Origin of the sequence: Alicyclobacillus acidiphilus NBRC 100859 (assembly GCF_001544355.1) — a bacterium.
Classification (GTDB): domain Bacteria; phylum Bacillota; class Bacilli; order Alicyclobacillales; family Alicyclobacillaceae; genus Alicyclobacillus; species Alicyclobacillus acidiphilus.
In genome coordinates this window covers 1-11528 of the sequence record NZ_BCQI01000084.1, presented here as the reverse complement: position 1 = coordinate 11528, position 11528 = coordinate 1, and the positions used below count along the sequence as shown (strand labels likewise).

The window sequence follows — 11528 nt, the reverse complement described above, 5'->3', positions numbered from 1 at the left end:
GGTAGTGTCCCGTCAAGTGGTGTAATTTTGAGTGCAACCACATAGTGCGGCTATTTATGTAACACTGACGTTGGTGCCAGTAGTTGTTGTTCATCCGTGCCGATAAGTTTCGCCATCGACTCGCGGCTAAAGTAGCGTCTTGCCACGATCCATTCGTCGTTCTGCTCCTGGAGAATGGCTCCGCCAAGTCGTGTCACGGACTCTCGGTTGGGGAAGATGCCTACCACATCAAACCGCCGCCTGAGTTCACGATTTAGGCGCTCCAGCGGGTTTGTCGAGCAAATCTGCTTCCAGTGCTCCTTTGGGAACGCCATATACGCAAGTACGTCTTCCTCTGCACGTTCCAGGACATCCATCGCTTTTGGGAATTTCCCCTGAAGCTGCTGTACAACGACGGCCAATTGCTGTTTGGCGGCTTCCTGCGTCGGTTGAGCAAAGATCGTCCGAACGATGGACGAAACCATCGACTGTGACGCTCTGGGCACCTGGCTGAGAATGTTGCGCATCGTATGAACACGGCAACGCTGCCACGTCGCTCCGGTCAGTGCAGACCCAATCGCACTGCGAAGCCCTTCATGGGCATCGCTGATCGCCAACTGCACGCCACGCAGCCCACGTGCGACCAGACTGCGGATAAATGTGAGCCAGAACGAGCCATCTTCGCTGGTGCCGATGTCAAACCCCAATACTTCGCGCTCACCGGTGTCCCGCACCCCAATCGCAATGACAAACGCCATACTTTGGACCCGTCCGCCCTCTCGCACCTTCGGGAACGTAGCATCAAACCACAGGTACGGATATGTCCCCTCCAATGGGCGGTTCTTGAAGTCCTGGACTACGTTGTCGAGCTCTTTACAGATTCGAGAGACTTCGCTCTTGCTGAGCCCCTGAATGCCCATAGACTCGACCAGTTCATCCACCTTACGGGTGCTCACGCCATGGACATACGCTTCTTGAACTACGGACAGAAGAGCCTTCTCAGCCTTGCGTCGAGGCTCCAGGATACTGGGGAAGTAGCTCCCCTTACGCAGCTTCGGAATCTGCAATTCCATCGTTCCAACACGAGTATCCCATTCCCGGCTTCGGTGCCCATTGCGGCTGTTGCTACGCTTCTCACTACGCTCATACCGATCAGCACCAATCAGAGAGCTCACCTCCGCCTCGATCACCGCCTGGGTGAGGACTCTCAACCCCTCCTTCAGGAAATCCACATCCCCATCATCCAATCCGATCTTGCGAATTAACTCCAAAAGTGCGATCTTGTCTGTAGAAGCCATCGATGTGCCTCCTCTACTATTTGCTCGTCACTTTTAGTAGATTGCACTCGATGGCTTTTTCGTCAAGATCCAGCCGTGTAATTTACACCACTACTTGAGACTCTAACCGGAACGAATCGACCATGGCAACGTTGATGTCCGCTTGGACATTCACGACCACTTCCCAAATAAAGAGGATGTATCCGCGCAAATACTTGCCCAAGAGCAAATGGCCGAACCCTGGGAAGGCGGCAGACCACCAGGCGATGATATAGGGGTTGCGCAGATGCAATTGGGTGGTGCCAAGCACACTCACGTGCGCTTTATAACGTCGATATTGATTCGATATATTCCTGAAATTTTCCACGCATACAACACCTTTGACATTCAGTGTTTGCATTTTACTCAGGTATTAGTTGCCATCTGGGGAGGATGGTATACATGGTGCGCAAGGCCGGCTGGCCAGACCGTCTCAATGCGCGCCAACTCTCTGCGCCGTTCCACCTCAACGCTTGGAAGCGCTATCTTATGTTTTGTATTGTGAAGATCACCGTAGTGTTACAATGAGAGCATTCGTATGGCGAAAGGAGGAGACGCGTTCTTGAAGAGACTTGCTGGAAAGGTGGCCATCATCACAGGGGCTGCACGAGGACAAGGCTATGAGGCGGCGCGGTTGTTCGCGAGTGAAGGCGCCGCGATCGTCGTGACCGATATTTTATCGGAGGTCTTGGAACTGCCGAACCGGCTGGGCCTTGCGGAGGACGTATGCCTGCCGCTGGTTCACGATGTGACGGACGAATTGGCCTGGAAGTCTGTCATAGATGCTGCTGTCGCGAAGTTTGAAAGCGTTGACATTCTTGTCAACAACGCGGGTGTGACGAGTCGTACGGGGGTGGAGGCCACCTCGGCTGCGGAATGGTCGCGCGTGATGGACATTAACGCAAAGAGTGTGCTGCTCGGCATGCAGAGCGTGGTACCGATCATGCGAGAACACGGCGGCGGGTCCATCGTCAATATCTCGTCGATCTACGCCCTCGTCGGCAGCGGCGCATCAGCCGCGTACCAAGCGTCGAAGGCAGCGGTGCATCTGCTGACCAAGACGGCTGCGGTCGAGTATGCGAAGGCCAATATCCGCGTCAACTCAGTGCATCCGGGCATTATTGATACGCCGATGATCGCCAACATGACGGAAGATAGGTATCAGATCCTCGTTTCGGGCACACCCATGGGACGGCTGGGGAAACCGGAAGAAGTGGCGAAAGGCGTACTGTTCCTCGCATCGGATGACGCGTCGTACATCACGGGAGCAGAACTCGTCATCGACGGTGGTTATACCGCGCATTAAACAGACCGCGCTACATAGGGGAGGAATTTCCATGGGTATTCGTGTCACCGCAGTGGACTGTGGGCCGTTGACGTTGGACAGGGGCGTCTTGATGACGGGGTCCTCCGGCCTCATCACTGTGCCCACAGCCGCGTACATCATTGAACATCCGAAACACGGCGTAATCCTGTTTGACACAGGCGTCAATTATCGCGTGGCAGATGAGGAGGAAGCGGAAGTGTATTGGGGCCCTGGTGTCCGCGCGGCGTTTGGCTGCGGACTGACGAGGGACATGGCCATCGACAGGCAGTTGGACAAGCTCGGCTACAAGTTGACGGATGTCAAGCACGTCATCCTCTCCCATATGCATCTCGATCACGCCGGCGGCATGACCCACTTCCCTCACGCAAAATTTTACGTACAAAAGGTGGAATTGCGTTACGCATGGTGGCCGGATCCATTCTCGACCGCCGTCTACTGCCTGAACGACTATAAGGATACCCGAGGCTATCACTTTATTCAGTTGGAGGGCGACGCGGATATTTTCGACGACGGTTCGATCCGCCTCATCACCACGCCTGGGCACAGCCCCGGTCACCAATCCGCGATCGTCCGTCTCGAACATCGCGGCCCTGTGTTCCTCGGAGCGGACTCGGCGCATTTGCAGGCCGCGTACCAATCGCTCGCCTGCATGCCATTTGACTGGAGCATTGAACGCGTTACAGACAGCTATCACCGAATGCGTATGCTCGAGGCTGCGGGCGTTGAACTCGTCTTTTCACACGATCCCGACGATTTCGCACGCTTCCCGCACGACGGCGAATGGGCTGACTAGTTGGTACTCGCCCTTCTGCGAGAGGGGCCCGGGCCGAGCGGGATGGGTGACTATCATCGGTGAGCCCTTCGACAGAACGGAGGCACCCCGCATCGGTACCTGGGGTGCCTCTTGGTTTGACAGGACTTCCGTTGCAGTTCACCGTCGGGCAGGCGGTTGGAACAGTTCCAGGTGTTCGCCGCTTGGGCCATAGAAAAAGATGTACTGTGTGCCATCTGGAAGCGACTGGGGAGTATCGGTCATGAACTTCACGCCAAGGCCGCGAAGGCGGGACATTTCGGCGGCGATTTCCGTCACTGTGAAAGCGAGATGGTTGACGATACCCGTTTCGGCAGACTCCTCTGTGTTTGGCACCAGTTCAATCAGCGTCTCGTCGGTATCGGGATATCCCAGAAATACGAGCGTAAAACCAGGACGGACGTCGACCTTGTTCCGGACCTCCAGCCCAAGCACATCACAGTAGAATTGGGTGGAAACATCCATGTCCCGAGCGAGGATGCCCACGTGTTCCATCTTTTGAATTCCCATACCGCTCACCTGCCTGTTGTCATGGTTTTAGTTCGAGTACGGCTGCATCGATCCCGCCATCGCCAAGGCGCCCGCGATTGGCTGGTTGGCCGCGTCCGTGGTTTCCACTTGATAGACGTTGCCGTCTTGGCTCCAGACGACCGTGATGGTTTCCGTGCTGCCTGAAGTTGTCGCGCTGTCGACGATGATCCGGCCCGTTCCGTCCGGCGTCGGCAGTTTGCTTTGCGACAGCGCGGATACCAACTGGTCCGCCACCGGCGTTGGCGCTACCTCCGTACCCTCGTTGGTCACTTCGCAGTTCCACGCGCCGCTTGTCCACGTGACGCTGGCCGATCCGTCTTTGTTCATCGATCCGTTGGCCGAGATGTTGCCCGGCAGCAGGATGGGGGTCGGGTTTCCTGAGGTTTGCGGCTCATAACCCTTGGCGCTGCTTGCGAACGAAGCTACGCTGGCCGACGCGGTTTGGCTGCTTACGAAGTGATCCACCTCCCAGGCCGCCATCGTCTTCGATCCTGCCTCAATGTCCACGTGATAACCGGCCAAGAACTGCGGCCCAGACGAACTCGGCGTCGTCTCGTTGGCGCTGTATACGAGCGAGGCGCCCGCGGTGGCTGGCTGCGGCAAGTCCTCCGGGGCATCCGCGCCGTTAAAGCCGTTGGTGCCTAGAGAATTCATCGCCTGTTGGACGACGGCCGGAAACGCCGATGCCGACTTCGTTCCAGTCGTGTTGCTGACGCTGGTGTTGTTTGTTGTTTTGGAGCTATTGGTCGCGTTCGATCCGTTGGTTGTCGGATTCGATCCAGTCGAATTGGCGCCACTCGAGTTTCCGACGGCATTTTGCGCCGTGTTGCCCGAGGAGCCTCCGTTGCTCGTATTCGCCGTGTTCGTCGTGTTCGTCAGATTGGCCTGATTGGTTTGGTTCGTGGCAGGCGGGGAAGTACTCTTGCTTGAGCATCCAGCGAGCAAACCTACGCCAACCAGTACGGCCGCAACCGCAGTCCATCTCGTTTGTCTTCTGTTCATCCGTGGGCCTCCCAGCATTCGGCGCAGATGCGCCGCTCTCTCATGACTACTGACGTCATGCGCCGCGATTTTGTTTCGCATCGTGCTCCGTGTTGAGCGAATTCTGGTTGCGCAATGTGTTCTTTTTCGACATGGTTCAGCGATTTACCTTGTTTCGTGGCAATTCTGCCACAACCATGGCGATGAACGCGAGAATGCCCAACCAGCGCCAGAAAGCACCAAGGACGCATCTCTCTGCGAGTGCGTCCCTGGGCTGTATCCTTTGTTTGATTGTCTGTGGTTCCTCCCGTTAGGCAGCTGTCCGATTCGGACGCGCGTGGTCAGGCATGGAACCTACTTTCTTCTCTCTACTACCCTTTTGACCCCTGAGTGGGCCACTCTGACCTACACACGCAATCGATCTCGCAAAGAGAACGACCATGCGAATGGCACGAGTGACAAAAAGGTCGTACAACACAAAAAACCACCTACAATGCGGTGGTCGGTTGCACAACTCACTCCCCCGAGGCCTATGTGCCCACATTACCGGCCTGGGATCATCGTGTCCACAAATAAAATACCTATGCTATTAGTAAATGTTAACTGGATTATATGAGACACCCAGCTTCACGTCAATACTCTTTTCAAACTTGTTTCAAACTTGGCGGCGGCCGACAAGTCCATTTGTCGTCGGAGAAATTCAGAAAAATGGTGTGATCGACGGTCTGAAAATTCCTTAGGAAGGCGAAAAATGTAGGAGAGTTTGGATAAACACCGCATTTCGTGTAACATTTTGGGTTTGTTTGTCGTCGTTTTGTTTGTCGTCGGAAGTGTAGGAGCAATAACGGCATCTTGGAGGATGGACACATGAAGAAAATTTTACGTCCTTGGGCAATCGGCGTCGCTTGCGGTTTGTCCCTGGGGCTTGCAGTCGCCGCGCCTGTCGCGATCGCGGATACAGGACAAGCCACGACCACGGTATCGGATTTGACAAGTCTAGGCACACTCGCAGTCGCGGTCCAAGGACAGGCCGATTCGACCTTTCAACAGCAAGAACAGCAGTATCAGGGCAGTCTCACCGGAACATCGGCTTGGCGAGGCTTCAGCCACCAAGGTTCACGAACCATCACGGTGACGTTCCCGAAAGCCGTCGATGTGACGGGCATGAAAATCAACGCGTTGCAAAACCCCTCGCTTGGCGTATATTTCCCGAAATATGTGGAGTTCGACTTCGAACAAAATGGCAAGTGGTATACGGCGGGGGCGAGATCGTCCGCGATACCATTGAGCGAACAGAAGACGATGACGCAGACGTTTTCTTGGAACAACGCCGAAGGGGTGGAGGCGACAGCTGTGCGCTTCACGATCCCGGTCGACGTTTGGGTGTTTGTGAATGGCTTGGACATTCAGGGATCGACAACGGCAAAAGGCGTGAATGCCAACAGTTTGACGCCGGTGACGACAACGACCACGAAGAGTGGACCGCTGAGTCCCTCTGCCCCCAACGACTATGGCATCAACAACATGCTGCTCGTCGAAACGGGCGCGAATGGAAACAGCGGACTGTGGTCCGAATCTGATTTCGAGCCTATGGTCGCCTACGAGGACGAGTCTGGGAAGATGACGAAACCGCTGTTCGACACGATTTTGTTCCTGCCTTACGGGGCGGTGAAAGACACGGTCAGCGGGCTTACCAACTATCTGAACGATTTGTTCAAATCGGGACAGCAGTTGAGCGCCTTGAACCAGGCCGTCGCGGCCAGCAACACTGCGCTCAACCGACCGGGCTACAAGGAAAAAGTCGTCTTGTCCATTCCCTACTTTGCCTATGGAAATTCCGACTTTGGCACAGTGAACGGAACGGATATCAATTTCGCTGGTTCGAGCAGCGATCCGAACGGCGTGCAAGCGCGCGAAGCCGCTGAACAATGGTATCTGAACCAATTGATCTCCAGATGGCAAAGCGCGAACTTCTCCAATCTGCAGTTGGTTGGTTTGTATTGGGACGAAGAGCAGTACCGCGAGACGATGCCTGGCGAAGAGCAGATGGTTCAGTTTGCGGTCGACGAGGCGAAGAGCGTCAATCTGCCTCTATTTTGGATTCCGTACTACGGCGCTGGCGGTGTTTGGGATTGGAAGCAGCTTGGTTTTACCGCGGCCTGGATTCAGCCGAACTACGTGGAGCAGGGTGAGAATGCCAACCTGCAACGGATGACGTCCGCTGCGAACACGGCGATCTCGGCGGGGCTCGGCATCGAGATCGAGTTGGCTGGAATCGATTCCGCAAGCCAGCAGTTGTACGACAATTCGCTGGCGCAACTGAGTGCCGACGGCTTGGGCGAGAATCAGGTTTCTCACGCGTATTACGACGGTTCCAAACTGCTGTTGACTTCGGCGGAGTCGACTGGATCGGAACGGATTGCATACAACACGACGGCTAGTTTCATCAACGGAGGGAATTTGAATGCAGCGCAGTAGTCGATGGATAAAAGGCGGCCTCGCTCTTTGCGCGCTTGGCCTTGGCTGGTCCGTGACTTCGGCGAGCGCCTTGGCGGCGAGCAAAGCGAAAGCCGCGTCAAGTTACACGATGCAGCAGAAGGCAATCGTCCTGAAGGGCAGTTCGACTGACACCACTTCGACCGAAACGAAACCGTATGGTTTTGCCGAAGGCCAGACGATGTACATGCCCATTTGGTACGTGATGAACGTTCTTCAGTCGGTGGGTGTCCAAAGCACGTGGAGCAACAATGTGTGGAATCTCGTTGTGCCAAAGTCGTTCACGGTCGATCTGTCGAATATCGACGTCGGATCGGGCGCCATCTCGCTTCAAATCAACGGAACGCTGGTGCACAAAGTCAATGGCATCGCCGCGGTCGATCCGGCTTCCGGAAAGTCGACGACGTTCATCCCAATTTGGTACATCCAGCAACTCCTGCAGCGCGTCGGCGTGAAGTCGCAGTGGGACGGAACGACGTGGACGCTCGACGCGTCCTCGCTGCCGCCAGTTTTGCCGTCCAACGAGGTGGAAACTTGGCAGCTCATTTCCGATATCAATCAGGCGTTCGGAATTTCGCCCGATCCGTCCGGCCCGAGCCCCTACACCGATTTACCTGCGACAGATGCCGAATGGGGAGACGTCCATGCGGCGATTGAGAAGGGCATCTATCAACCGCCATCCGCGACGCTGTCAGGCGCTTACGATCCGCTGAGCGTACAAACGGCGGATCAAATGCTGTGGAACGCGTACGGAATGACGACCGCGGATGCAGTCTATCAACCTGGAGAAGAGCCGTATCAATGGGCGACGGACGTTGGTCTCAATCCGCCGAACTTGCAGGAAACTGACTTCGTCACGCCGCAGGAATTTTCGGAGATGGTGTCGAATCTGGGGAGTCATCAGCAAGGTTTTGTCGAAACAGGATCGGGAACCTACCAGATTTGCTATCCCATTGCAGATGAAGCCGTGGCCACGTTTGACGGAGACACCCGCAACAAGCAGTCGTTCTTCAGTTCAAACGACGCGATTCAAGCTGCCATCGACGCTACCTATCAATTCTTTAACAATCTCCAATTGACAAATCAGTCAGGCCAGTGGACCCTTTCCGTCCCGAGTCTGTCCGGTGAGGATATGTTCAGCTACATCACGGGCATTGGGAATGTGAGTTATCAAGCACCGGGACAGACGGGCTGGCAGTCGGCCGCTTCGTTCGACAGCCGTGTCGTCAACATTCCATCTGGCAAGTCCGCTGTCGTGCAGGTTCCGGCGGACGGGTTGATCATTTCGGTGAACGAAATGCTGCCGCAACTTTCCGGTACCGTGGTCCTCGGTGAGTTGTCCATTTCTATCGGACCAAACGGTCCTGTCGTGCAACGCATCAACGTGAATTCCTGAGCTCGAGAAGTGGAGGTACACTTGTGAAAACGAATCGCCTGCTGGCCGTCATGACTTTGCCTACACTGCTCGCGATCGCTATGCCAAACGTCGTTGCAGCGGAAACGGGCGGTTCCAACTCGACGTTCTTGAACACGACAATGCATACCACCAAGACGGCCGCCGCGACAGCCGCCTTGCCAGAACTGCAACTGGGTTCCAAAGGATCGTCTGTCGTGACGCTGCAAAATGACTTGAACGCGCTCGGCTTTCCGGTGGGCCAAGCGACGGGCGTGTTCGACGCGAACACGGCTGCACAGGTCAAGGCATTTCAAAAGGCGCATAAATTGGAAGTGGATGGCGTGGTCGGTCCCATGACTTGGGGCGCCATCACAACCGCGATGGCGGCGCTCACCACCTCGCCTGTCTCGCTGCCGACAGGTTCTCCGAAGGTCTCTGCCATCGAGCAGAAGGAGATCGTTTTAAACGGCAAAGTCGTAACCGCGCCTGACGGCTTTACATATCAGGGTACAGCCTATATGCCGATTTGGTACGTGATGACCACGCTCGACCAGCTTGGCTTTTCCCACACTTGGGAGAACAACGTGTGGAACATCGTAATTCCCGCGTCCTCGGGGCTGAAGATCGACTACTCCAATATCCAGTACGGCAAAGGCAGCACGGCCATCGCCATCAATGGCACCGTGGTCGCGCGGGTGAACGCCGTGGTCTATGCCGATCCCGCCTCCGGCCAGCCGACGACGTTCATGCCCGTCTGGTACGTGATGAACGCGTTGGCGCGCACGGGCATCACCTCCAGTTGGCAAGGCACGACCTGGACGTTGAAGCCGCCAGCGCAGATCGTCAAAACATCCTCGACATCCGGCTCGGGCAACACGACGGGCAATGCGACGTCGAACGGGTCAGGCAATGCGACGTCGAACGCGACAGGCAATTCGACCGGGAACACGGCGAACTCATCGGGTGCCGGAACGATCGACGCGGGTGGATCGTCAAACAATACGACCACGGGCGCGGTGGGCAATTCAGTCGGCAGCGGCGGATCGAACAACACGACGGGCAATTCTACAGGTAATACGACGGGCAACAGCGTCGGCTCCATGCTCGGCAATTCCACGGGCGCCAATGGCACTCAGACAACGCCGTTTGGCAACAACACATCGACCGGGAACACGACTGGCAATAACACGTCGACCGGGAACACGACAGGTACCGGCAGCAATGGCGCAACTGGCTCGTTCACGAATGTCGATCTACGCTACGCCGCACCGAGCAACATCAATCAACAGTCGATCGACAAGTATCTTCTGAACAACAGCTCGCCGCTCAATGGTCTTGGCGCTTCGTTCATGGCCGGCCAAAGCACCTACAGCGTCGACGCAAACTATCTGGTCTCCCACGCGATTCTGGAGAGTTACTGGGGTCAAAGTCAGATTGCGCTTGCGAAGAACAACCTCTACGGATACGGCGCCTACGATTCCAATCCTGGCAGCGATGCGGGATTGTTTCCGAGCGACGACTACGCCATCCGTTTCGAAGCGTGGGAAGTTCGCACGAACTATCTGACACCGGGCGGGAGCGAGTACGTCTCGCCAACACTCTCAGGCATGAATGTCCACTACGCGACGGATCCCAACTGGGCCACCAGCATCGGTGGGCTCATGAGCCAGTTTGCGACATCGGTCGGATCGAGCGTGAGCGCCTACACGCAATACAAGAGTACCAATTCGGCACCGAAGCCCTCGAGCACGACGGAGCCGGTGTACTACTTGAACGGCGCAACCGCCACCACGACCAGCGACTCCTACTATAAGAACAACGGGATTCCGTATTTTCCGTCCATGTCCTCCGGCATGACGAATCAGTTCTTCGGCCCGTTGCAAAACGGAAGCGTCGGTGAACCTGTCGCAGAAGTGCAAACATTTTTGAACCAACAAATTCATGCGGGCCTGCAGGTCGACAGTCAGTTCGGTCCGCAGACCGAGGCTGCCGTCAAACAGTTCCAGTCGCAAGTCATGCATATGGCCAATCCGAATGGGGTCTGGAGCTTCCAAATGTGGACGACATACATCCAGCCCTCGCAGTCCAACGCGGATGTCAACGTGATTCCGCCCAACACGAAAATTGCCGTGGATCAGATTGAGGAAGGCATGGCAGGCGGGTACGTCGTTCCGTGGTACCACGTCGTCAACTACGGTTGGGTGGATTCCCAATACGTGAAGTTTTCCAACGTCTATCGGGTCGATGTACAAAATCCCGCTGGGGTGCAGACATCCATCCCAGTTTATAGTGCAACGAATCCCACACAGCAAATTGCCACCCTGCACAGCGGAGATTTCGTGGTCGTCCCATCGACGAAGGCTTCGAGCGGCATGTATCAGATCCAATTTGCTTCGCAACTGCCCGCTTATACAAATGGACAAGCCGCTGGCACTTTGTTGACGGGCTTGGTATCGGCAAGCACCGTCAAATTGGTGCAGCAGCAGTGATAGGTGAGGTGTCGGTGCGCGCGGGGCTGGGGTGTGATCGGGGCGGCGCGGGGGCGGCGCGGGGGCGGCTCCGCCGAATAAGCGGCCGTGGGCCGCTTAAGTGTGTCGAATCGTCTCATATGCGGTGAATAAGCAGCCCAAGGCCGCTTAAATTGCTCTGCGGCACCACGATCCACCCGATTTCGGAGAAATAAGCGTCTCA

10 protein-coding genes and 1 riboswitch are annotated in these 11528 nt (G+C 56.1%); of the genes, 6 read left to right on the top strand and 4 right to left on the bottom strand.

What is annotated here, in order from left to right:
- Nucleotides 1-50: 50 nt before the first annotated feature.
- Both AAC01S_RS16940 and AAC01S_RS16935 read right to left on the bottom strand, forming a co-directional pair.
- Nucleotides 51-1277 carry an IS256 family transposase gene (locus AAC01S_RS16940; protein ID WP_067625249.1) on the bottom strand — a complete coding sequence of 409 codons (1227 nt, stop codon included), beginning with the start codon at nucleotides 1275-1277 and terminating at the stop codon, nucleotides 51-53.
- 82 nt (nucleotides 1278-1359) lie between these two features.
- Nucleotides 1360-1623 carry a hypothetical protein gene (locus AAC01S_RS16935; protein ID WP_083511914.1) on the bottom strand — a complete coding sequence of 88 codons (264 nt, stop codon included), beginning with the start codon at nucleotides 1621-1623 and terminating at the stop codon, nucleotides 1360-1362.
- 74 nt (nucleotides 1624-1697) lie between these two features.
- Here AAC01S_RS16935 and AAC01S_RS20130 point away from each other — a divergent pair, with 74 nt between their 5' ends.
- The 3 genes from AAC01S_RS20130 to AAC01S_RS16925 are packed head-to-tail and all read left to right on the top strand — an operon-like array spanning nucleotide 1698 to nucleotide 3415.
- Nucleotides 1698-1823 (top strand): hypothetical protein, encoded by a 126-nt coding sequence (locus tag AAC01S_RS20130; RefSeq protein WP_281178146.1) that lies wholly within the window; start codon nucleotides 1698-1700, stop codon nucleotides 1821-1823.
- Between the two features lie 34 nt (nucleotides 1824-1857).
- Nucleotides 1858-2601: an SDR family NAD(P)-dependent oxidoreductase gene (locus AAC01S_RS16930; protein WP_217997855.1), complete on the top strand. Its 744-nt coding sequence runs from the start codon at nucleotides 1858-1860 to the stop codon at nucleotides 2599-2601.
- Between the two features lie 31 nt (nucleotides 2602-2632).
- On the top strand, nucleotides 2633-3415 hold the full coding sequence (locus AAC01S_RS16925; protein WP_067625244.1) for an N-acyl homoserine lactonase family protein: 783 nt from the start codon (nucleotides 2633-2635) through the stop codon (nucleotides 3413-3415).
- 138 nt (nucleotides 3416-3553) lie between these two features.
- Here AAC01S_RS16925 and AAC01S_RS16920 read toward each other — a convergent pair whose 3' ends face one another.
- Both AAC01S_RS16920 and AAC01S_RS16915 read right to left on the bottom strand, forming a co-directional pair.
- A complete protein-coding gene (locus AAC01S_RS16920; RefSeq protein ID WP_067625242.1) occupies nucleotides 3554-3943 on the bottom strand; it encodes a VOC family protein in 390 nt (129 codons plus the stop codon).
- Nucleotides 3944-3970: 27 nt separating this feature from the next.
- Nucleotides 3971-4966, bottom strand: a complete 996-nt coding sequence (locus AAC01S_RS16915; protein ID WP_067625239.1) for a hypothetical protein — start codon at nucleotides 4964-4966, stop codon at nucleotides 3971-3973.
- Between the two features lie 470 nt (nucleotides 4967-5436).
- Nucleotides 5437-5522, bottom strand: a riboswitch (cyclic di-GMP riboswitch).
- A gap of 290 nt (nucleotides 5523-5812) precedes the next feature.
- Here AAC01S_RS16915 and AAC01S_RS16910 point away from each other — a divergent pair.
- Genes AAC01S_RS16910 through AAC01S_RS16900 form a run of 3 tightly spaced genes read left to right on the top strand, consistent with a single transcriptional unit; the run spans nucleotide 5813 to nucleotide 11326 of the window.
- On the top strand, nucleotides 5813-7423 hold the full coding sequence (locus AAC01S_RS16910; RefSeq protein WP_067625236.1) for a DUF4855 domain-containing protein: 1611 nt from the start codon (nucleotides 5813-5815) through the stop codon (nucleotides 7421-7423).
- Nucleotides 7410-8837 carry a hypothetical protein gene (locus AAC01S_RS16905; protein WP_067625234.1) on the top strand — a complete coding sequence of 476 codons (1428 nt, stop codon included), beginning with the start codon at nucleotides 7410-7412 and terminating at the stop codon, nucleotides 8835-8837. Before AAC01S_RS16910 ends, AAC01S_RS16905 begins: the two co-directional genes overlap by 14 nt.
- A gap of 23 nt (nucleotides 8838-8860) precedes the next feature.
- Nucleotides 8861-11326 (top strand): peptidoglycan-binding protein, encoded by a 2466-nt coding sequence (locus AAC01S_RS16900; RefSeq protein WP_067625231.1) that lies wholly within the window; start codon nucleotides 8861-8863, stop codon nucleotides 11324-11326.
- Nucleotides 11327-11528: the final 202 nt, after the last annotated feature.

What these genes read in the sequence shown, in the direction of transcription:
- AAC01S_RS16905 (WP_067625234.1), top strand. Translation starts at nt 7,410, where the DNA reads ATGCAGCGCAGTAGTCGATGGATAAAAGGCGGCCTCGCTCTTTGCGCG.
- AAC01S_RS16940 (WP_067625249.1), bottom strand. Translation starts at nt 1,277, where the DNA reads ATGGCTTCTACAGACAAGATCGCACTTTTGGAGTTAATTCGCAAGATC.
- AAC01S_RS16920 (WP_067625242.1), bottom strand. Translation starts at nt 3,943, where the DNA reads ATGGGAATTCAAAAGATGGAACACGTGGGCATCCTCGCTCGGGACATG.
- AAC01S_RS16915 (WP_067625239.1), bottom strand. Translation starts at nt 4,966, where the DNA reads ATGAACAGAAGACAAACGAGATGGACTGCGGTTGCGGCCGTACTGGTT.
- AAC01S_RS20130 (WP_281178146.1), top strand. Translation starts at nt 1,698, where the DNA reads ATGGTGCGCAAGGCCGGCTGGCCAGACCGTCTCAATGCGCGCCAACTC.
- AAC01S_RS16925 (WP_067625244.1), top strand. Translation starts at nt 2,633, where the DNA reads ATGGGTATTCGTGTCACCGCAGTGGACTGTGGGCCGTTGACGTTGGAC.
- AAC01S_RS16910 (WP_067625236.1), top strand. Translation starts at nt 5,813, where the DNA reads ATGAAGAAAATTTTACGTCCTTGGGCAATCGGCGTCGCTTGCGGTTTG.